Source organism: Clostridium saccharoperbutylacetonicum N1-4(HMT), assembly GCF_000340885.1.
GTDB classification, from domain to species: Bacteria; Bacillota; Clostridia; order Clostridiales; family Clostridiaceae; genus Clostridium; species Clostridium saccharoperbutylacetonicum.
Genome location: NC_020291.1, coordinates 6,254,603 through 6,277,881 on the forward strand (window position 1 = coordinate 6,254,603; position 23,279 = coordinate 6,277,881).

Consider the following 23,279-nt stretch of genomic DNA (forward strand, 5'->3'; position numbering starts at 1 on the left):
TTACCGCTCTCAGCGACGTGTTTTATCTTAACATATATGTTTATTATATTTATCTAGTATTATATCATTTATGACATTTAAATCTATAATTCTTCTCTTTACTTAGTTTTTCTGAATAATTCTACTAATGATACGCTTGGTATAGTTACTTTATTTTTTCATTATCAAAGTCTTCTTTTACAATATAATAAGTTGCGTGATCTTCCCATTTACCATTAATTAAAAGATATTTTTCATTTATTCCTACAAGTTTAAATCCACACTTTGTCAGTACCATTCTTGATCTTTTATTATTTATTAACGCTGATGCCTCTATTCTATGAAGGTTACATTCAGTAAATGCATATTTAAGAAATATTTTAACACTTTCCTTCATATATCCATTCCCTTGTTCATCTTCATCGATTGAATAACCCAATACTCCGCTTTTTATTGATCCATGAACAATTCTTGAAAGCTTCATCTTGCCAATTAACTTTTCTCCTTTAAAAATTCCGAGTTCAACACTTATACCATTCAAAAGTTCTTTATAACTCTTAATTAAAAGCTTTTTTTGCATTTCTAATGTGTAAAAATCAGCATCCTTTCCTGGCTCAAAAGGAGCTAAATAATTTTTATTTTTTTGATAATATTCTAGAACTTCTTGTGCATCACCTGGTGTTAAATTTCTTAAAGTAATACCTTCTCCTTTTAATTCCACAAGCGAATATTTATTAAGATTATTATATTCTATTTTAGTAATACCAAAAGATAATTCATCATAATATTCACCTTTAAAATATTGGTTCTGACTAAATACTCCTTCTAATGTAAAGCCTAAATCCAAAAATGAATTAATATCTATATTTTCATTAACTTTAATATTAACCTTAAAAATATTTTGGTCATTAAATGTAGCCTTCAATATAAATGCTAGTGTATCACTCAATATTTCATAGGCTCCTTCTCTATAGAAACTAAGCTCTATATTACATGTTTTACTTGCAGTTCTTAATTCTGAGCTGATAAATCTCCCAACAATAATATCATTTTTATCCTTTACTAAATATTCTGTTTTATTTAATTTGTCTGCTTCTATTTTTACATTACCATGTGATCCCATATATTTCTCCCTTGCATTTTCATATACATATTCTTATTCAATAATATTCATTCAACATTTATTTTAAATTTCCTTTTGCTGATTTTATATGACTGAATGTATAAATTAATATATAATTTACATTTTAATAAAAGCGCCTATTAAATTTTATCCACACAAAATATATGATAATCAATGTTTATACACAAAACCCACATTATTTTTGGTGATAATTTTCATATCATCTTCAAAATTAATGTGGGTTTATTAAAAATTATTTTAATTATTTATTTATTGTAGAATTCCGCTAGCAACGCCTAAAATACCAATTGCAAATAATCCAAATATAATTAGTAGTGGATTAACTCTTTTCTTTAATAAATACATACACGCGAATGTTAATAATAAAGGAACCAATCCTGGCATTAAACTATCAAGAACACTTTGCACTGTTGTAATTACTTCTTTACCATCAGATTGTGTATATTTTGAAAGAACAAAAGGTATATTTATACTTGTCCATTTTGAAACAAGTCCTCCTATAACAAGTAATCCAAGCACTGAAGATCCTTCAGTAAGATATCTAAGTTTATTTCCGCTCATATCTGAAACTAATTGAGTTCCTTTTTCATACCCATAAAACATTCCATACCAATTTGTTGCAAGTCTAATTGCATTGAACCCTAAGAAAAATATTAACGGTCCAATAATACTTCCTGTAAGTGCAAATCCTGCTCCTAAAGCTGCAAGTACTGGTCTTAATGTTCCCCAGAATATTGGATCTCCTACTCCAGCAAGAGGTCCCATAAGTCCAATTTTCACACCACTTATTGATGCCTCACTAATATCTGCTCCATTTGCTTTTTGTTCTTCCATCGCAGCTGTTATCCCCATGATTGGAGTAGCCATAAATGGTTGTGTATTAAAGAACTCCAAATGCCTTTTCAATGCTGCACTTAATTCATCGCCTTTATATAACTTTTTTAAAGCTGGTATTAAAGTTACGCAAAATCCTATTGATTGCATTCTTTCAAAGTTAAATGACCCTAATAGAAAATTTGAACGAATAAACATGCTTACTATATCACTTTTATTTAATTTCTTATCACTCATTGTTATATCCTCCTTCTACAATTTACATTAATTCCGAATCATCTATATCATCAATTCCAACATTGCCTGCAACTACTACTTTTCCTTCATTAGCTATAGATTTTATATGGAATATAGCACAGATAACACCTATTGCACCAAAACCAATCAAGTTAAAGTTTGTAAATGCTGCAAGTAAAAATCCTATAAAGAAGAATGGCATTAATGATTTACTATTCATCATGTTTATTACCATTGCATATCCTACTACTACTATAAATCCACCTGATACTTGGAGTCCTCTTGTAATTACTGGTGGTATAGCCGCAAGAGCTGCATTAACCGCATCTGTACCTGCAAGTATTCCTACTATTGCTGCTGGCACAGCTACACGTATTGCTTGAAGTGATAATCCCAAAATGTGGCACATCTCTATTCCTCTAGTGTTACCCTGTTCTGCATATTTATCAGCTAAGTGTTGGAAAAATACGGTTATTGTTCTTACAAAGATAGTAAGTACTTGACCTGCTGCTGCAATTGGTACCGCAACCGCTATACCAGCTCCAATTGATTGTTTTCCAACTATAACAAGTATTGCTGAAATTACACTTGCAAGCGCTGCATCTGGTGCCATTGCCGCACCAACATTCATCCATCCAAGTGCTAACATTTCTAGTGTTCCGCCTAAAATAATTCCTGTTTGAATATCTCCTAATACAAGTCCAACTAATGTACATGCAATTAATGGTCTATGAAATTGTGCTTCATCAAGAACACTAGCCATACCAGCAATCGCTGCAACTATTACCAATAAAATTAATTGTAAAGTACTCATGAAAAAATCCCCCTATTTCTTAATAATTTAAAATATATATAAATTTAAATTTATAACTAAATAAGTTTTAATTCTCTTAACCTATCCATTAAATTTACTTTAGTATCTTTTGCTAATTTTCTTACTTCTAATTCAATGCCTTTTTCATTAAGTTTCTTAAAGGACTCAATATCAGCATCGCTCATACAAAGTGCACTTGTTATTTGTTTTGTGCCATCCTTATAGCACATTCCGCCAACGTTTACAGATTTAATATCAACTCCGCCTTCAACCATTCTAAGAACATCTGTAGGATTAGTGAATAAAAATAAAGTTTTAAAACTATCATATTTAGGATTTTTATACGCTTCAATTGCCTTTTCAACTGGAATTACATAAGCCTTAATTCCTGGAGGTGCTACTTGAATTACCAATTGCTTTCTCAAATCATCTGCAGCAACCTCATCGCTAACTGCCATTATTCTATTGCAACCACTATCTTTTGTCCAAACAGTTGCCACTTGTCCATGTATTAATCTGTCATCAATTCTTACAAAACTAATTTCCATAATCTTATTCTCCTTTTTATTGTTTTTTATATAAAGTTATATTGAATAATTCAATAATCATATAACTTGCTAACTTTATAATTCTTCTTCATCAATTTCAACATTTTTAGTCAATATTTTTATAGCATCTTTCCCTGAATTCAATGCAATTTGAACTAATTCTTGTAAATTTAAAAATTCTCTGCTTCCTAACACCTCTAGAATCATTGGAAGATTTACACCTGTAACAATTTCCATATTTTCATTTTTCATTGCAATAATACTAGCTGCATTAAATGGACTTCCACCAAAAAGATCTACCATAAATAAAACACCCTCTTTAGAATCTAATCTATTAATTAGGTTGTTATATTTTTCTACTAAACTATCTATACCTTCACCCGGATTGAAAGTGACACTACCAACATTTTCTTGAGAACCAAAAATCATCTCTGCTGACTTTAAGATCTCTTCTGAGAAAATCCCATGAGTACCTACTATGACTGATATCATTACTTAATCATCCCTTCCCGCTACATTTTTATTTTGTACTAATATACTAAGCAATTATCATGCCAAAAAAAGTGTGTCATCAAGCATTAGAGTAACAACAATAAGTTTTTAGTTATATTCAACATAAAAAACTCATCTTGACACTGTAAAGCTTTTTTTGACACACTTTTTTTATTATTTTTGACACTTTTATTTTTTAAATCTAGAATTTTTAACACACATTAATTGCATCAACTATATAATATATTTCATCATCGGTTAAAGATATGGATAACGCTTCTTTAAATATTAAATTTGCCTCTCTTAATGCTTGTACATATTTGGGATTTAATTCTGATTCAGATGAATCATAAACCAATCCATTATTTAAAAGCATTCTCTCTAATGCACACGCAACATGAAAAATTATTCTAAGTTTTGTTGGATTATCATACTGTACTTCTAAATATGCTTCAATGGCTTTTACAAATCTATCTAACAAAGGATATATTTTTTCTGGATTTATAAAAGTTACTATTTCCATTAAAGTCTGCTTACATAGATTCTTTAATACAATTTGATCTTCTCCTCTGGCACTTGACACAGTTAATTTACCTTCAATTATATTTCTTAATACATTTTCTCCAGCCCCGTTAATTAATTCTTCAATAGATATAAATGGAATTCCCAAGTTAGGATTGGTTATACCAACAAGGGCTAAAATTTTATGCTTTTCAGAAATATGTTTTATCGATTCATTTAAATTAATTATTCCTGTAGGAATAACTTTAACATTACTACTAATATATATATTTTTAGTCACAGCTTCGACTAATTCTTTAAGTTTAACAGCTGCTCCTTTGCCAGTTGAACAAATAGTAACTATAACATTATCATCACCTAAATCATTTTCTGCATGAATATTATTTGTATACCCTCTAAAATCAGTAAGTAAATATGAATATACAGAATCTAAATCTGTGTCAGTTAAAGAACATTTTCTAACTGCTTCTAGCACCAATGCTGTTGATACCATATCTATGCTTTTTACATTAATGTTGGTTCTTTCGGTAATTGTTTCACCAAAGGTATTTAAAGAGCCCATATCAACCAGAAGCAATACTCCTTTTCCCTCATCAATTTGCTTAACTTTTTCAATAACACTCTCCAAAATATCGGATGGTGTTCTTTCAAGTGGCATATCAACAGCTAAAATATTGTCAGCTTCAAAAAGTTTCTTAGCTACAGCAACCATGCTAGTAGCTGTACTTGTACCATGAGCTGCCACTACAATTCCAACTCTCTCTTGATGTGATAATTCCTGAATTGAATTTAGAAGCAACGCTAGATATTCTATTTCTATTTCTGGAATTGCTATATCATATCTATCTTCTATAAGTTTATGAATTTCTTTAGCAACTTCATACTCTTTAGTATTAATTGTTGATAAAGTTAATTTAATATTATTAGAAAAAGAAACAGTATTCTTTTTGATTCTATTAAACAGCGCACTAAAGTGAAGACTTATGGCATAAATAAATCTATCATTTAAACTTTTATCTAACCTCTCCTCAGCTAAAGCTTTTATTTCTTGCGCAAAATCAACAATATCCTTGTCTACAATTTTTAATAAACCATCTTTGCGATAAGTATCACCTTTAAATTTTGCATAAAATTGTTTTAAATGAACATTTATATCAGTAGTTATATATTTTTTTATATCTTGATCACTCATTCCCTCTTCTTTAAGAACAAATGCCTTGTCTTCTATAATATTATAAATATTAAAAGGTGGTTCATAACCATCTGTTTCTATAAAAGTTCTGTTGCCATCTGGCTTTATAGTAAGTAGCTTAGGAACCCTATTCCATACTTGTCCATCATCTTTTGATTTGTTTTCAAAATTAAGCAGTCCATCTCTTATGTTAGTTGGTAGAGAATTCAAATTTATATCTATATCTTTATCTGTATTCATGCAATTAAGAAATCCTGTCGCACAAATTAACTGTATATTAGATTTCAATTGTCCAACATTCCCATAAGACGTACTTCCAATCAATGCTTTTATAGATTCAGCAGAAATTCTAATAGTCTTATTTACCCTTTGAGCCTCTTTTGAAAGTAAATAATGTATTAGTTCAAGTTTATCTTCCATTGACCTTTCTTCAAAATTAGGAATTAGTATAGTTATAGGTATTCTTCTAATAAAAGTGTTTAGCAATGTTGAGCTTGGATCTTCTGTTGTAGCACCTATTAATAGCACGTTTGCCTTACGATGTCTATCTGTTTCTCCAAGTTTATTGTATGTTCCTGTATCCATAAAGTAAAAAATCATCTCTTGCCCTTCAGGAGGAAGTCTATGAATTTCATCCAAAAACAATATCCCTCCATCAGCTTTTTCAACAATTCCTTCTTTTTCTTTATCCGCACCTGTGAATGCACCTTTGACATGACCAAATATGTAGGATAAAAGAAGTTGAGGATTATTACTATAATCGGCACAATTAAATACTACAAATGGAGCATCTTCTTGCAATTTTTTTATGTATTTAGAATATTGGTACATTATATTAACAAATAAACTTTTTCCTACTCCTGTACTACCTATTATCAATGTATGAAGTCCATTTGGGGGATATAATAATGCAGCTTTAGCCTGTTCAATTTGATTTTTAAGACTAGTATGTGCTCCAATCAAATAATTAAATGGAGACTCTTCTTCACCACCAATAGATTTATCAACCTTTACAAAATCATCAAGGTCAGATATTTCTTCTAACTCTTTTGGCAACTTAATTGATAATATTTCTTCAAAACTGCTTCTATCAAAATAGAGAACAGGTCTATTCTTTATTTTGATTATTTTCCCATCTCTACATAAAGTATTAAGTTCTCTTGACACATTACTCCTTAATATATCAAGTTTTTCTCCAATTTCTTGAGCACTAAACCCTTTAATCTCCAGAAGCTTATTCTTTGTAAAATTCTTAGAATTAGTTTCAATATAACTATAAATTCTTTCAATACGCTTCATAACTATTCCCCCAAAATTAATTGCTTTTATTTATTGCTGCTTGTTAATTTCTAATATATCTTTTATAACTTCACCAGCAATTATCATACCAGCTACTGGTGGAACAAATGAAATACTCCCTGGTATCTGCCTTTTTTCTGCACACTTTTTAGTTCCCCCAGTACAAACACAGCCAGTCTTACATGTAACTACATCTTCATAATTTGGCTTAATTGGGACTTCTTCCGAATACACAACTTTTAATTTCTCTACCCCTCTTTTCTTTAGTTCATGTCTCATCACCTTAGCTAATGGACAAATCTTTGTTTTAAATACATCTGTAACTTTAAATTGTGTTGGATCTAATTTATTTCCTGTTCCCATAGAACTCATTATCTTAATATTCTTTTTATAACAATATTCTGCAAGTCCTAATTTTGCAGTAACAGTGTCAATTGCATCTACCACATAATCAGCATCCTCAGGAATTATTTCAGATATATTTTCTTGAGTTACAAATACTTGATGTGTTATAACTGTACAATTTCTATTTATAGATTCAATTCTTTCTTTCATTACTTGCACTTTAGGTTGACTTATAGTTTTATAGGTAGCATGCACCTGTCTATTTAAATTTGTTAAACATACTGTATCATCATCAATAATTATTAATTCTCCAACTCCTGCTCTCGCAAGTGCCTCAATGGTATAACTTCCTACTCCTCCAACTCCAAAAACGACTACTTTACTTTGTCTTAATTTATCTAATCCACCTTCACCTATTAAAAGTTCAGTTCTTGATAAAGAATGTTGTACTGACATATTCTTGCTCTCCTTATTATTATATTTTATATAGAATCATAGTAATTTCTATTCCGCTATTATTATATTCAAAATATCAAATATTACGTACAATGCCAATATATATTTTGCTTTAATATTTGATATTATATCATAATTTCGTGTCATTACTACAATACATTGTTTCCCAGTTATATTTATTCTTTTATCTATCAAATTTCTCAATTAAATATTATAATATAAATTAGTTTAATGTTTATTAATACATAATATAATTAATTTTATTTAGGAGGATAATTCATATGACTATAGGAATTATTGCTGCAATGGCAGAAGAATTAGAGATTTTATTAAACGACTTAAAACTTATTGAAAAAAGAGAAAAAGCTAACATGACTTTTCATAAAGGTACTTTATATGGAAAAGATGTTGTAGCTGTAGTTTGTGGAATTGGTAAAGTTAATTCTGCAATCTGTACTCAAATATTAGCTTCAGAATATAATGTAGATAAAGTTATTAATGTTGGAGTTGCAGGAGGAATCGGTAAAGAAATTTATCCTGGCGATATAGTTGTTGCAGAAAACTTAGTACAACATGACATGGATACTACAGCATTTGGAGATAAGATGGGACAAATTCCAAGACTTGATACTTTTGATTTTAAATGCGATAAAGAAATGGTTGCAATAGCTAAAAAAGCTTGCGAACAAATCTCAGAATTAAATAGCTTTACAGGCAGAATTGCTTCAGGTGATCAATTTGTAGCAAATATTGAAAAAATCCAATGGCTTGAAAAAGAATTTGGTGCTATATCTTGCGAAATGGAAGGAGCTAGCATTGCTCAAGTTTGTTACTTAAATTCAATTCCTTTTGTAGTTATTAGATCAATTTCAGATAATGCAAATAATGGAGCACATATGGATTATCAAAAATTTGTTCCTATTGCAGTTAAAAATTCAACTAAGATATTAAAACAAATGCTTGAACTGATGTAATTTCATTTCATGATTAAATAAAGATCATACTTAATCTAGCACTCTACGTGTCCCTATAAAGTACGATCTTTATTTTTTACCATTTACATGTCTTTGAAATTTCTATTTCAATTTAAATGTATTTATTAAATTAATCAAATGCTCTGACATATTATTTAAAGAATTTGCTGAATTAGTCACACCTTCCATTGTTGCCAATTGCTCTTCAGTAAAGGCAGATACACTTTGTGTTGATTCTGCTGCAGACTTAGAAATTTCTTCAATAGTTTCAAAGTTATTTACTAATTTATCTGTACTTTCACTCATTTGCTTTGACGCCATTGATACTTCTTCTATTGTTTTTCTAAAATCATTAATTGAACTCTCTATGGTATTAAAAGAGACACCTGCAGCATGAACAGCTTCAATTCCTTCCTTAACTTGTTGTTCACTTTCTGTAACAACGCTTATTGTTTTTTCAGTTTTTAACAATATCGCTCCAATTACCTCTGATACTTGTTTCCCAGAAATTGATGTTTGTTCTGCAAGCTTACTTACTTCAGCAGCCACTACTGCAAATCCTTTTCCAGCATCACCAGCTCTTGCAGCTTCTATTGATGCATTCAAAGCAAGTAAATTAGTTTGAGATGCTATATTGGTAATTATAGCAATAATATCATTAATCTTCTTAGATTCATTTCCTAATTCATTAACTATATTTGCGATATCTGTTACTGTATACTTAACAGCATTCATTTGTTCTACAGCCTTCTGAACTGATGTATTTCCTTCCATTACAACATCAGAAGTTTTTAATGCCTGATTATTTGCATTATAAGCTTTTGAATTTATTTCATCCGCTTCATTACTCATTTCTCTTGCTGCCTGAACACTCTTCTCAACACTATCAACTTGACGTTCTGTTCCAGTTGCAACATCTTGAGAAATATTAGCTACATACTTTGTTGCTTCTGCTGTTTGATGTGCTCCAGTTGTTAATTCATCAGATGATATTGCCACCTTCGCTGCTGCTTCTTCAACTTCTGTAAGTATTTTTCGTAAATTTTTAGTCATAATATTAAAAGCATTTATCAAATCACTTATCTCATCATTACTCTTAATTTGTATCTCCTCACCAGTCAAATCCCCATTAGCAATTTTAATTGCTGTTTTTGATATTGCTACTATAGGCTTAGAAATCAAATTGCTAATCCAGTAAGCCACTCCAAATCCAATAAATAAAATAATAAAAGTAAATACAATTATTAGGATTTTTGATGAACTTATCATGCTTTCAGTTTCATTAATTTCTTTATTTAATAGAGCTTCTTGATTTTCAATAAACTTATCAGAAGTATCACTAAACTTTTGTATTAATTGATTTTGTGCTTTTGCAGTTTGGGTATATTTATCTATATTATTTTTCTTCTTATAGTCTATCATCTGGTCTGCTGAAATAACATATTGTTCTTGAATTAAATCTAATCCTTGCAGAATTTGCCAACTATCCTGTCCTTTGATTAACTCTCCTATTTTCTTGCTTTTTTCATTATATGAATCAAAAGCCTTTTGATAAGACTTAAAATAATTTGTATCTCCTGTTATAAGATAATAATTAACACTAGCCTGTTCATCACTAATTGCATTATTTAAGTCTTTAATATAGCTTACTATTGTAGTACCATTATTCACCAAGTTTGTGTATTTAGCATTTACTTTACTTGTCAATACATAGTTAGCTATAGCCACAATAACTAAAAATAAAAGTACTGCTGCAAATCCACCATATAATTTTTGACGAATAGTAATTCTCATATTACTCTCCCCCTTTCACACCGCTCAGAATTTTGTTTGCACTTGTTCTAAATTGCTTTGCTGCATCTTCTGGCATAAGTGTGCCGGCTAAAATTTCATCAGTTAATCTTTGAAGAAGTGCATTAACATTACCTGCTGTATTTGGTGTTGGTGGATCTTGAGGACTTGGATTTTCTTTAATATATTTCAAAAATAAATACTGCTGTTTATCACCTTCACTTGCTTTCTTTTCTAAATTATCACTTACCTTTGCCGAAGTTGATACTCCTCTTTCAGCCTTTAATATATCATTAACCTCCAAATCATTTGTTAAAAAATCAATAAATTCCATTGCTTCTTTTTTATGTTTAGAATACGATGAAACACAAAGATACATTGATGGTCTAATACAGCTTGTAATTTTCCCTTTTGTTTTTGATGGCACTGATATTATTTGCATACTTGTATTAGAAGTTTTATTAAGACCAGAAACTTGATTAGATACTCCCCACCAAAGTGCAGATTTTCCAGATGAAATCAAGGCATTTTTGTCCGTAATTGTAACTGGTGCAATTAAACCTTCATCTAAACATTTCTTGTAAAAATTAAAATAATCTATAAAAATCTGATCATCTTTATAACCTAATGCTGTTCCTTCTGAATTAAAATATGTGCTGCCATAAGCTCTAACGAAATTATTGTAATCAACAAAGTTAGCTAATGGATAAAAGTTCGGATCATTTATTTGAGATTTAAGCTTTTTAAGAGTTTCATATAATTCATCATATGTATATCCAGACTTAAGCATATCTACTCCAGCCTTTTCAAATACTGACGGATTTACTGCCATACAGTACGCATTAATTCCCCATGGAAGCCCATATAACTGTCCATTATCAGTTCCAGCTTCTAAGCTTGATTTATCAACATCAGATAAATTCACGATATTCTTCTCAACATAGGGTTCAAATGGTTCAAATAAGTTACGATTTGCATAATTATGTACAAAGTCATAATTAGCTTGAATAATATCAGGCATATCTTCATCTGCAGTATTCATAGCTAAGTTAACCTTTACATCCGATGTACTTGCATAACTCTTCACCTCAAATTTTACATTTGGATGCTTTTTTTGAAACAATTCAATTGCTTGTTGAGTTATATTTTTCCTTTGATCATTTCCCCACCAAATAAACTTTAGATTCACTTCTTTAGAGTCATCATCAACTTTCGAATTTGTTTTATTAAGACCATTACAACCAACACTACTAAATATAATCGCTACGATAAAAACCCCTAAAAAAATGTAACTTAATATCCTTCTCATTACCATTCCCCTTATATACTATATTTAGGTTGATAAAGGTAACCTATAACCCTTGATTAACCGTATATTTGTACACACGTATTTTGTATAATAACTTTATTAGATAGAGTGCTGTCAACTTACCCTTCTTAATATGAACTTCTGTAATTAGCTTAACTTATTCAGTATCTAATAATATATTCTTGATTTATATATCGACATTTTTCTTGGAATCTTTATCATTTTTTAGCTTATTTTTTTATTTTTATATTAATTTCTACAGTTTTCCAGCAATTTCATCCTCTTTCATTATATATTTAACATAAATAACTTCCATACATGCCTAATAAAAAAACATAAAATATTGAATCTATAAATTTCCAAATTCAATATCTTATGCTTATATACTATCTTATTATAAAAACCTTCTTGATAAAGCTACTACTAAACTTGATGTATAGAATACCCCAAGAAATGATTCTAGACTCACAATCAACTTCATCCAATTAAGAGGAGTTATATCTCCATACCCAACTGTCGTAAATGTTATTATTGTAAAATACAGAGTATTCCCAAACTTACTTATTAAAAAATGTATATCAAAATTTGAATTTATAAACATCTCAAATACTGTCTCAAATAAATTTTTCGAACTCATTGGTGCATCTTTACACATTAATAAATTAGGAAAACAGCAATAAAGCATAAAAAATGCAACTATTATTACCCCCATAGTTAATAAAGTTCTTTCCCAACTTGTATAGTACTTAGTTGTTATTCCAATTAAATAATCTAATAAAGTAAATCTATAAGTTCCTTTATTTTTCTTTTCCAAACGTTCATATTTTTTGAAATAGAAAAAAGTTGTTAAAAATTGTTCTGTCCTTCCACTAGACTTATATATATCAGATACAATCAAAAAATTCCATTTAGTCTTTTTATAATTATCTTCAAAAATCAATGGCTTGTACTCTTTATTTGTTAGTAACTCGTATTCTAAATAACATTTATCAGAAAAATTTGTTTTGTATAAGCTTATCTTTCCATTTAATTCATCAAAATCTATTTCTGATTTTTTATAAAATGAACATTGGAGAAAATTCAATTCACCATTAACTGACAACTGTAATTTGCTTAATCCTTCAAACATACAATCAACAAAATCCAAATCCTTATTTGACATAACCTTATCCATAATAAAATCATTAAATATAGTAACCTTTTGAAAAAGTAAATTATCCATTATTTGTGAAGTATTAATATTTAAGGTTCCAATTTCTGAATTTTCAAATATAACATCTTCTTTGAAAATTACATTATTAATTCTTGATTTTTCACAATTTATAAATCTTATAAATATATTTTTTTGTATAGTTGATTCATTAATTTTTATTCTCTTATAATCGCCACCCAATAATTCTATATCTGAAAAAAACTCACAATTAGTAAAACTTAAATATAATGAATCATCTAATTTAGGTTTAGAATAGCTATCGATCTTAAATCTCTTTAAAAAAATAGCATTATCAAAAATACCACAAATATTAATACATTCAAAGGTTACTAATATTCTTTTCTTCCTCTCTCCTATGTCTGTACATCCTTCTAGATACTCTAATAATTTTTCTCGTGTATCGATAACCTCATACTCTTCTTTCTTACCATCCTTTATTATAGATACACTCCTTAATCCTTCTTCTATTTCTTTGGAATTTAATTCATTAAATTCTACTCTTATCCCAACCATATTATTACCCCTTTAATAATCCTTCAATTTCCAACTCCCTGGTTCATCTATAATTTTATAACAAAATCTTAATAGAAAAAAGAGCTTAGAACTTTATAGTTATTTATGATCTTTAACAGGTGTTGTAATCTCAATATGATTACCTTCACTATCTTTAAATTCAGCTACCCAATTCGAACCAATTTGAGTTAATGGAAATACTATTTCTAATTTTGATAATTTACTTTTTAGAATATTTAGGCTATTTACCTCTAAACTTGGTAGACAGTTGCTCCCAAAAGTATGTTGTTCATTCATCTTTTGATACGCAAATAATCCTAAACGAAATCCATTAACATCAAATACACTATAAATGTCATCACGAATAGCTACCTCTTGTTCTAATAAATTCTCATAAAAATTAATTGCTCTATCCATATCTTCAACACAGAAATATAATGATTTAATACTGCAATCCATCTATCATTACTCCTATCATTCAACATTATAACTTCAAAAAATCTTTAATTTCTTTAAAATACATAATATGATCAAAACTCCTTTTCATGTGATTTAAAAAAATCATAATATGTTCGTACATTCTCTAATTCTGTCCATCTTTTCACATCAACAGGATCTTCATCAAGATCATATATTTTTGCTCCTCGCATAGCAAGTAAGAAAGGTGAGTGCGTTGATATAATAAACTGACAGTTTAAAAAGCGAGCAGCTTCCTCAATAAAACTCATTAATTTCATCTGACGTTGTGGAGAAAGACTATTTTCAGGCTCATCCAATATATATAATCCATTCTCATCGATTTTTTCAATAAAATATCTATATGCACTCTCTCCATTTGAATACTCTCTTACATTACTCATTAATTTATCCCTTACAAAACGTGATTGAGTTTTACTTCTAGTGAGATTTACCTTTTTTAATTGCTCATAATCTGATATAGAGTTCATCTGAAAACGTGAATATTTCGTATCTAAATATTCTTCAAAGAGTTTTTCCCTTTTTTGATCAATTCCTTCATTTAAATTACGTATATTTAGCATATAGTCAAATACATCATCACTAGTAATAATTCTACTATTTTTAGGAATATCATTTTCAATATCAATTTTACACATATTAACATAATCAGAATAAAAACTAGATTTATTAAATATAGAATCCCGACTTATTCCCGTCGTTTCTGCAATAACATTTAATGCTGTTGATTTTCCTGAACCATTTCCTCCATATAAAATAGTAATTTGCTCAAAATCAATTTGTTCAAGGCCATGTGCAGATAATATCTTAAATGGATAAAACGAATCATAGCAAGTTCTCTGTATACTCATAAAGAATTTAATTTCCATATATTCATCAGGAAATGTAAATTTATTTAAATAAATCATTTTTTTCTCCTCTAAATAATATTTATATACCCTAATACTTTTCTATGTAAAATTTTTTGAATTAAAGAATAAGTTAGGATTACTTAATTCCATTTATTTCTGACTTTAACCTATTAAAATATTCATCCATAAATTTTAGTCTTTCTTTACCTATTTCCTTTGCTTTTTCTGTATACAATTTATTTGGGATTTTTTTAAATTTCACCTCATATTCAATGAAAGGAGTATGTTTTGATACATCCTTCAATCTTCCATTTTCAACTGTATTAGAATTCATATATTCATTAATAGAGTAATTATCTATCAATCTTTGCCCAAATTGTCCTGCCAGCATAAAAGTACGCGCAATTCCGCTTGCTCCTATAACATCAAGTTTATCTGCATCAAAAAGTATTTTTGCTTCTATTGAATTTGGCTCATTTCCTGTTCTAAACCTATGCGCCACAATACAGTGTTTAATTTTTTCTATCTTTTCCTCTTCGTATTCTAACTTTCTTAATATATCTTCAGCCATAATGCTGCCTAAAACTGCATGATCTATTTTTCCAGTTTTATCTTGACTCTCTTCCACTCTCGCAATATCATGTAATAAAGCTGATGGAATAAGTATTTCTAAATCAACATCTTTCTCATATTTTGCAAGCAATAAGCAAAGATTGTACACCCTAAATACATGGTCTAAATTATGTGCTGAACAAGTTAATTTTTGTTCCACAATTTCTATAATTTTTTTGTACCTCTCTTCAACCTCCATATATATTACCATCCTTTTATACAAAATAATTCCATATGCACAGATTATCAAACGTATGTTCTTTTGTCAAATCATCCTATAAAATTTATAGGAGACGATAAAATGAAAAGTTAAATTCCGTATGTAAGACAATTAATTTTGAATATAAAAAAGCATTTATAAATTAACATAAATGCTCTAAAAAATATTCCATCCTTTTTTTCTGAAGGTAAAGTTATGAATTAAACCTATACCCTGTTCCCCAAAGAGTTTCAATATAATCTGGGCTTCCAGGATCTTTCTCAATCTTTTTCCTTAACTTTTGTATATGAACAGCTACAGTTGCTGTATCTCCAAAATACCCTTCTCCCCATATCCTGTCAAATAGTTGATCTTTAGTAAAAACTATATTAGGATTAGAAGCTAAAAAAACTAAAAGTTCATATTCTTTTGTGGTTAAGATAACTTCTTTTCCATTTACGAAAACCTTATGAGAATCTGTCATTATCTCTAAAGCTTTGTGAGTAATAACACTGGCTTGAGTTTTATTTCCTGATAATCTTTCATATCTAATTATATGAGATTTTATTCTAGCTACTAATTCTGCTGGACTAAAAGGTTTGGTTAAATAATCATCCGCTCCAAATCCCAATCCTTTTATCTTATCAATATCCTCACTTCTTGCTGAAACAATTATTACTGGTATTTCATATTTTTTTCTAATTTCTTCTACTATTGAATATCCATCTTTACCAGGAAGCATTAAATCAACAATAACGAGATCAAATATACCCATAAGGGCTCTTTTTAAACCTTGATTTCCATCTTGAACTATTTCTACTTTATACCCATTTAATTGAAGATATTCTTTTTCTAATTCTGCAATGTTTATATCATCTTCAATAATTAATATTTGTTTCATAGACCTACTCCTTTTTGTTGCTTATTGGAAGTTCTATTGTGAAAATACTTCCTTGCCCCATAATGCTAGTTGCATAAATTTTTCCTTCATGAGCTTCTACCATTTCCTTTGCAATTGCAAGCCCTAGACCTGTACTCATAAAATCTTTTGTACGTTCAGTATCTATGCGATAGAATCTATTAAATATATTTGAAAGTTTATCCTCTGGAATTCCAGGGCCATTATCCTTTATTTCTACTTTAATCCATTCAGCTTCATTGTTTAATCTTACTTCTATTACAGCATTTTCTTGATCCCCATACTTTACAGCATTACCTATAACATTTCTAATAACTTGATACATTCTTTTTCCATCTATGTTAACCTCTAATTCTTCAGTTAACTTATCTTCAAATTTGAATTCAATATTTTTCTCTTTAAGAATAAAATCAAATTCTTCCATAAGATCTCTCATGAATGGCCTTATTTTAACTATTTCAAAATTAAAATCTAATTTCTGCATATCTAATTTTGAAAATAAGAACAAATCATCAATAAGATTATTTATATAAACAGTATTATTATGAATTATATTTAGATAATTATTTACTTTATCTGGTGAAGTAACCACCCCATCAACTAAAGCCTCAATATATCCGTTAATTGAAGTGATAGGTGTTTTTAAATCATGAGAGATATTTGCTATAAGTGCTTTTCTATTTTCTTCATATTCCAATTTCAGCTTTTCAGAATTCTTTAAGCTTTCAGCCATTTTATTAAAATCATATATTAAAAGTCCAATTTCATTATGTATTTCATTATCAATCTTTACATCATAATTACCTTTAGCTATCTGTTCCACTCCATCTTTTAATTTTTCTATCGGTCTCATAATTCTCTTTTCCATTCTCATGGTAATATATGTCTGAAAAATTTGATGAATGATAAAAACTGCTCCAAAAAATATAGTGATTGCTTCCACATTAACGAACTTAAATATGCAAAAAATTAATACAATACTTATTAATAGTCCTATAGGCCTCATCCATCTTAAATATCTGTGTATTTTTTTAAATTCATTAAATTGCTTATGATGTGATTCATGATACAATTTTCTATGCTCGTAGAATAATTCATTACGTATTTTATTTAATTCATTGAGTTTCTCAAAATATTCCTCATGCTCTTGGTGAAATTTATTCTGAAACTTGGAATACATTCTTCTTCTAAATCTTCTAATCTTGTCCACCACCTCAAAATTAATTTTAATTATTACAATAATTATAACATTACAAAACAATTTTAAATCGATTTATTTATCATATTATTATCGCTATTATAAAAATAAGGAGTATGCCTTTATAGAATTTCATACCTACTGGTATAAAAGCATGCCCCTTTCTATTTTACTTCTTTATAAATATATAGTTTTTACTATATATATCCAAATTAATAATCAAACTTATAAATGCATCATTGAGAAATTATAATAGTAACACTACACTAGAAATCAGATACATTTTTCTGGAAGCAGGCATGTGAAATTGAGCTGATGATGGTTATTAATGGGGGCTTGTTTCATTTACAGCTTGTCCAGATTTTACATCTGGAACACGCTGAAATGGAGACAAGCCGCCATTTAGAACCTTCCAGCAAAAATTTCACTAGTCCTGTGGAAGATAAATGTATCTGATTTTGGTGGTTGTTGCATAAGTCTAATTCTTGCTTTGGATATCTATATTACCAAACCAATTCTAATAATCCATTTACAGCATCTTCACCCTTAGATGAAATTTCAATTTTCTCAACTTCATTATTTTTATTAGCATATATCTTTAATACTGGATCACTGTTTTCAGAACATAATAATTTTTTTATAAATTCATGATGCTTATGAAAACCTCTTTCATTGCATTCCTTCATTTGTTTTATATGCTCCATTATCTTTTCTTCATCCATTCCTTTATGACAGTCCTTATGCATATCTTTAATTTCTTTAAATACTTCTTTTAACTCTAAAGATATAATAGATTTTTCATCTAATTCTTCAACTTGTACATTATTTAGTAAATTTAATATAAAAGTAACTTTTGAAAGCTTACTTTTTATTCCACCATGACCATGCATTCCATGCTTATGCATATGCATTCCTCTATGGAATCCATGATGCGGACAATCCTTTATATTAAATTCAGAAATACTTTCATGTTTTACTTTTTTACCTTCTGCATCTACATCAACATTTACATTAGCTTTTGTTTCTCCACTTTTAGTATTGGTTTCAAATTCATTAGAAAATGAAAATACCTTAACATCTCCTTTAGTTGCTTCCAATTTAAATTTTCCTTTAAAAACTTCCTTTTCCTTCATTGTTTTAAATACATCATGTAATACTTTAATTTTATTCATTTATAACTCCTCCTAAATTCATCAAGGAAACCTATCTTAAAAAACTCTTTTAAATTTAATAGTCTGTTATCTCTGTTTAAGCTTTTTAATGTTTTCCTTGTTGTTATGAATTCATTATAAAATCTAACTTTAAAAATCCTTTAAAGCAATTTTAAAAATTTTATAAACAATCTTAAAATAATATGAAAGTATCATCTATTATGTACTTCTTCACCACAATAATTCTATTATCAAGTACTTTTAGAAATTTATATCTTATGAAGTAACATACTTTAATTTAATCAAAAAAACAAGTCTCCCTAATATATAGCTATTAGAGATACTTGTCTTTATATTATTACTTCAACTTGAATTTACTTATTTTCCCTTTCAATTCATCTGAAATGCCTTCAAGGCTGCTTGCATATTGTGTAAGTTCATCCATAGTGGCACTCACTTGCTGAGCCGAAGCTGTAACTTCTTCTGATATTGATGCTGATTCTTCTGAAACTGCAGCTATATTTTCAATTTGGGCTTTTACCTTTTCCTTATTTTTATGCATTTTCTCATTTAATATTTTTATATCATCAATCGAAGCAGCTAAAGGTTGTATGGATTCTACTATCTTATTAAAAATGCCTTCTGTTTCTTTTATTGCTTCACCTTGAACTTGAGATATCTCTTTGCTTTGCTCCATAGAAGCTTTTGTATTATTTCCATTAACACTTATTTCAGAAACAATAGCTTTTATCTCATCAGTAGAATTTTTAGACTCCTCCGCTAACTTTCTAATTTCATCAGCAACAACTGCAAAGCCTTTTCCAGCTTCTCCTGCCCTTGCAGCTTCTATGCTTGCATTTAATGCTAAAAGATTAGTTTGCTCTGTAATACTTCCTATTGCATCAGAAATATAATTAATTTTATTTATACTTTCTATCATTCCATTAACCATCTCTGCTGATTTGATAGAATTCTCCCTAGCATTTGTAGCTTTGTCTATTAAATCCCTAAGTATGACTATTCCTTGGTTACTTAGATCTTTTGTCTTGTTTGATAGCTTATTAATTTCATGTGTATGATTATCAACTTCATCTATTCTATTTGATAATTCTTCAGCATTAGTAGATATATCAGTAGCAAATTGTGCTTGACTTGTAGCTCCATTAGCTACTTCTTGTATTGCATTTGATACTTCTGAAACTGAAGACATAGTTTCTTCCGACATGCTTGCTATATTAACAGATGCTTCAAATAAATGTGAAGTAGTCTCCTGAACACTTTCCAATAAACCTGATAAATTATCTAACATTTTATTAAAATCCTCACCAAGCTCTTTAAATTCATCCTTAGCTGTAATTTTAATTCGTTCTTTTAAATCTCCATTTGAAGCTTTGTTAATAATTTCTTTTAATTTATTTATTTCCTTCATAAGATATAGTGCTGCAATCACCCCAACAGCAATTCCAACAATAATTAACACAATTGAAACAGTAGCCATAGTTACATATATAGATGTTACATTGTCCTTTATTTCTTTGCTATCAATTATACCTATAAGCTTCCAGCCTGTTTTTTCATTAGTTTGTTGACATGCATAAAATACATTTCCGTTACTTGTAAAAGTGTACACACCTTTATCCTCTTTCTTAGCTGAATTCCAGAATTCTAAATTACTTATGCTATCTGCTATCTCTTTATTTTTATCATTATTTACTATAATATCTCCATCACTATCTGCTAATAAAACATATCCTGTTTTTAATAAATCAATATTGCTAACATACTCTTGTACTGCATCAAGTGACATATCAATTACTATAACACCTATAAATTGTCCTGCATCACTCTTAACTGCCTGTGCAACCGTCATTACTTTCTTTCCTGATACAGCATCCTTATAAGGCTTAATATATATTATCTTACCATTTGCTTCCTTGGCTTTTTTATACCATTCTCTTTCCTTATAATTTAAATCCTTTAAAGTTAATACACCACTATCTAATACTAGCTCTCCATTTTCCCCTGCAAAACCTGCATTAATAACACCACTTACTGAAGATTTAGTATCTTTAAATATTCCTTGAACATATTTAACTATAGTTGGATGCTCTGCCTGTGGATTTGATAAATCTTGTATATCCATATTCTTAGCTATTATATCTATCTGAGTACCTAATACTTGCAGATACTGTGAAAATCCTTTATCAACTTCATTAATTGTTTGTATACTTGTTCTTTTCAAGTTATCTTCTAATGAAGTCTTTGATTTATAGGCTGAAATTCCTCCTATCAATAATACTGGTACAACAATAAATGGAATAATTCCTGCTACAATTTTTCTGAATAACTTACTTTTTTTCTTCACGTATTAATCACCTTCAAATAATTCAAATTTTCAAACTAAATTTAGCATATAATATAAATAAACTACATATGCTCAAATACTATTATTTTACTACATTAATCAATAAATTTCACTTTTATATGATCCAATAATTTTCTTCAAAAAACGTTTTCTCTATTTCTTTCTCTAAATATCATGGACTAAGTCATAAATTTATTTTTTTCTCAAACCTTTATGACATAAAATTCAACACAAGATTGAGACTAAAAAAAGTTACTCTAATCAAAAGGCTGCTAAAAATGTACTTAATCATTTTTAGCAGTCTTCTAATTTAAAGTAATATCTCTAATATGTTTATTTCCAAGATATATCAGCATCTTTTCTTGGTACAGTTCTAGCATATTTTACATTTGGATATCCAATTATCATACAAGTAACTATTTGTTTATTTTCATCTATTTGAAGTAATTCTCTTATGCTTTCATTTCCTTCTGCTGCTAATGTAAAGAATCCACTGAAAAATGTTCCAAGCCCTAAAGCATTAGTCATAAGTTCCATATTTGAAGAAGCTAAGCTAGCATTCACCGTATTATCTGATACTACAAGTATTAATGCTGGTGCATTAAAGAATAATTTATCTCCAGTTGCAGGATTTTCTTTATAATCATTATACATTTTTATCCACATTTGAGCATATCTCTTATATGGTCTAGTTTTCTCATTTAAGTTATTTAATATACTTTCTCCTCTAGCCTTAAGACTTTCTAATACCATTTCTTTAAGTTGTTCTATGTTTTCTTTAACTACTATATAAGAAACATTTTGGCTATTAGTACCTGTTTGAGTAAACCTTCCAGCTTCAATAATCTTATTAAGCTTTTCTGCTTCAACATCTTTATCTTTAAATTGTCTTGTAGTTCTTCTAAATTTTATGAAATTTAATAATCTATCTGAATCTATTTTAAATTCATTTTCATTATATTCTTTTACATCTTCCATATTGTACTCATCTGTAGATACTGCTCCCTTAGGGCAAACAGCAATGCAGTGTCCACATTTAAAGCATGCAACATTTCTAATTTTAGCCTTATTATCAACTACTTCTATATCTCTAACAAAACAATCTTTAACACAAAGTCCACACCCAACACATTTTTCATTATCAACAATCATCATATTAAAATTACTCCTTTATACTTATTTATTACAATTTATAAGTTCTTTAACTAAATTTTCAATTGCATTTTCTCTTTGCTCTTTATTATAAAAATCAAAGCCCATTTCTTTTTTTATATTTTCAGCTTTTAAAAATATGTAATTTATATATCCAGCAATTAAATAATTTTTAGTCCATACCTTATGCATATCATTATTAAAAACTTCTTTAAGGCATTTATTATAGGATTCTTCAGAACTTAATAGATGCGCAGTTCCTTGATTATTTTCTAAATCATCTAAAATTGCTATTTTAGATATCTCTGGATTATCTGCAATAAAATTTATCACTTGTTTTAAAATAAAAGAAAGCCTTTCTGCTGGAGAAACAATTTCTTTAGCTCTTATTTTCTCTCCCAACTTTCTTGTTGCACATCCCATAACTTTTTTAATTGCCACACGAATTAAATTATCTTTACTTTGAAAGTGATAATTCACCATTCCATTTCCAAGTTCTGCTCCTTCAGTGATGTCTTTAACAGTAATTTCACTCGGCTTTTTACCTTCACATATCATTTTGATGGTTACATTTATCAATCTCTCTTTAGCATCATTATCTCCTATTTATCTCACCTCTTTCTTAACATTTAAAACTCATAACAAAAACTGAATGTCATACAGTACATTATACAGTATATCATTCAGTATTTT

20 protein-coding genes are annotated in these 23,279 nt (G+C 28.7%); 1 reads left to right on the plus strand and 19 read right to left on the minus strand.

The window, feature by feature from the left end; translation table 11 throughout:
• Positions 1 to 145: 145 nt before the first annotated feature.
• From CSPA_RS27185 to CSPA_RS27215, 7 genes are all read right to left on the minus strand, one after another.
• Entirely contained in the window at positions 146 to 1,102 is a 957-nt protein-coding gene (locus tag CSPA_RS27185) for a GNAT family N-acetyltransferase (protein WP_015395622.1), read from the minus strand.
• 270 nt (positions 1,103 to 1,372) lie between these two features.
• Positions 1,373 to 2,194: a PTS mannose transporter subunit IID gene (gene manZ, locus CSPA_RS27190; RefSeq protein ID WP_015395623.1), complete on the minus strand. Its 822-nt coding sequence runs from the start codon at positions 2,192 to 2,194 to the stop codon at positions 1,373 to 1,375.
• Positions 2,195 to 2,216: 22 nt separating this feature from the next.
• Positions 2,217 to 3,008 (minus strand): PTS mannose/fructose/sorbose transporter subunit IIC, encoded by a 792-nt coding sequence (locus CSPA_RS27195; RefSeq protein WP_015395624.1) that lies wholly within the window; start codon positions 3,006 to 3,008, stop codon positions 2,217 to 2,219.
• A 56-nt stretch (positions 3,009 to 3,064) separates the two neighbouring features.
• Entirely contained in the window at positions 3,065 to 3,556 is a 492-nt protein-coding gene (locus CSPA_RS27200) for a mannose/fructose/sorbose PTS transporter subunit IIB (protein ID WP_015395625.1), read from the minus strand.
• A 75-nt stretch (positions 3,557 to 3,631) separates the two neighbouring features.
• Positions 3,632 to 4,048 carry a PTS sugar transporter subunit IIA gene (locus CSPA_RS27205; RefSeq protein ID WP_015395626.1) on the minus strand — a complete coding sequence of 139 codons (417 nt, stop codon included), beginning with the start codon at positions 4,046 to 4,048 and terminating at the stop codon, positions 3,632 to 3,634.
• Between the two features lie 211 nt (positions 4,049 to 4,259).
• On the minus strand, positions 4,260 to 7,061 hold the full coding sequence (locus CSPA_RS27210) for a sigma-54-dependent transcriptional regulator (protein ID WP_015395627.1): 2,802 nt from the start codon (positions 7,059 to 7,061) through the stop codon (positions 4,260 to 4,262).
• A gap of 30 nt (positions 7,062 to 7,091) precedes the next feature.
• Positions 7,092 to 7,862 (minus strand): tRNA threonylcarbamoyladenosine dehydratase, encoded by a 771-nt coding sequence (locus tag CSPA_RS27215; RefSeq protein WP_015395628.1) that lies wholly within the window; start codon positions 7,860 to 7,862, stop codon positions 7,092 to 7,094.
• 281 nt (positions 7,863 to 8,143) lie between these two features.
• Between CSPA_RS27215 and CSPA_RS27220 the strand changes: the two genes are divergently transcribed.
• The gene (locus tag CSPA_RS27220) at positions 8,144 to 8,836 is read left to right on the plus strand and encodes a 5'-methylthioadenosine/adenosylhomocysteine nucleosidase (RefSeq protein WP_015395629.1); all 693 of its coding nucleotides are present in this window, start codon (positions 8,144 to 8,146) and stop codon (positions 8,834 to 8,836) included.
• A 102-nt stretch (positions 8,837 to 8,938) separates the two neighbouring features.
• On the opposite strand, the gene CSPA_RS27225 is transcribed toward CSPA_RS27220, so the two are convergent.
• The 12 genes from CSPA_RS27225 to CSPA_RS27280 form a co-directional block, all read right to left on the minus strand.
• Positions 8,939 to 10,630: a methyl-accepting chemotaxis protein gene (locus CSPA_RS27225; protein ID WP_015395630.1), complete on the minus strand. Its 1,692-nt coding sequence runs from the start codon at positions 10,628 to 10,630 to the stop codon at positions 8,939 to 8,941.
• A gap of 1 nt (position 10,631) precedes the next feature.
• Positions 10,632 to 11,936 carry an ABC transporter substrate-binding protein gene (locus CSPA_RS27230; RefSeq protein WP_015395631.1) on the minus strand — a complete coding sequence of 435 codons (1,305 nt, stop codon included), beginning with the start codon at positions 11,934 to 11,936 and terminating at the stop codon, positions 10,632 to 10,634.
• A 394-nt stretch (positions 11,937 to 12,330) separates the two neighbouring features.
• Positions 12,331 to 13,662, minus strand: coding sequence for a potassium channel family protein (locus CSPA_RS27235; protein ID WP_015395632.1), 1,332 nt, complete (start codon positions 13,660 to 13,662; stop codon positions 12,331 to 12,333).
• A 99-nt stretch (positions 13,663 to 13,761) separates the two neighbouring features.
• Positions 13,762 to 14,121: a VOC family protein gene (locus tag CSPA_RS27240; protein ID WP_015395633.1), complete on the minus strand. Its 360-nt coding sequence runs from the start codon at positions 14,119 to 14,121 to the stop codon at positions 13,762 to 13,764.
• A gap of 71 nt (positions 14,122 to 14,192) precedes the next feature.
• On the minus strand, positions 14,193 to 15,047 hold the full coding sequence (locus tag CSPA_RS27245) for an AAA family ATPase (RefSeq protein WP_015395634.1): 855 nt from the start codon (positions 15,045 to 15,047) through the stop codon (positions 14,193 to 14,195).
• 79 nt (positions 15,048 to 15,126) lie between these two features.
• Positions 15,127 to 15,801, minus strand: coding sequence for an HD domain-containing protein (locus CSPA_RS27250; protein WP_015395635.1), 675 nt, complete (start codon positions 15,799 to 15,801; stop codon positions 15,127 to 15,129).
• 214 nt (positions 15,802 to 16,015) lie between these two features.
• Positions 16,016 to 16,702 (minus strand): response regulator transcription factor, encoded by a 687-nt coding sequence (locus CSPA_RS27255; protein WP_015395636.1) that lies wholly within the window; start codon positions 16,700 to 16,702, stop codon positions 16,016 to 16,018.
• 4 nt (positions 16,703 to 16,706) lie between these two features.
• A complete protein-coding gene (locus CSPA_RS27260) occupies positions 16,707 to 17,900 on the minus strand; it encodes a sensor histidine kinase (RefSeq protein WP_017810913.1) in 1,194 nt (397 codons plus the stop codon).
• Between the two features lie 521 nt (positions 17,901 to 18,421).
• Positions 18,422 to 19,090, minus strand: coding sequence for a hypothetical protein (locus CSPA_RS27265; RefSeq protein ID WP_015395638.1), 669 nt, complete (start codon positions 19,088 to 19,090; stop codon positions 18,422 to 18,424).
• Between the two features lie 337 nt (positions 19,091 to 19,427).
• Positions 19,428 to 21,434, minus strand: coding sequence for a methyl-accepting chemotaxis protein (locus tag CSPA_RS27270; RefSeq protein WP_015395639.1), 2,007 nt, complete (start codon positions 21,432 to 21,434; stop codon positions 19,428 to 19,430).
• A 333-nt stretch (positions 21,435 to 21,767) separates the two neighbouring features.
• Complete coding sequence (locus tag CSPA_RS27275; protein WP_015395640.1) at positions 21,768 to 22,589, minus strand: nitroreductase family protein; 822 nt, start codon at positions 22,587 to 22,589, stop codon at positions 21,768 to 21,770.
• Positions 22,590 to 22,610: 21 nt separating this feature from the next.
• Positions 22,611 to 23,165 carry a TetR/AcrR family transcriptional regulator gene (locus CSPA_RS27280; RefSeq protein WP_017810912.1) on the minus strand — a complete coding sequence of 185 codons (555 nt, stop codon included), beginning with the start codon at positions 23,163 to 23,165 and terminating at the stop codon, positions 22,611 to 22,613.
• Between the last annotated feature and the right edge of the window lie 114 nt (positions 23,166 to 23,279).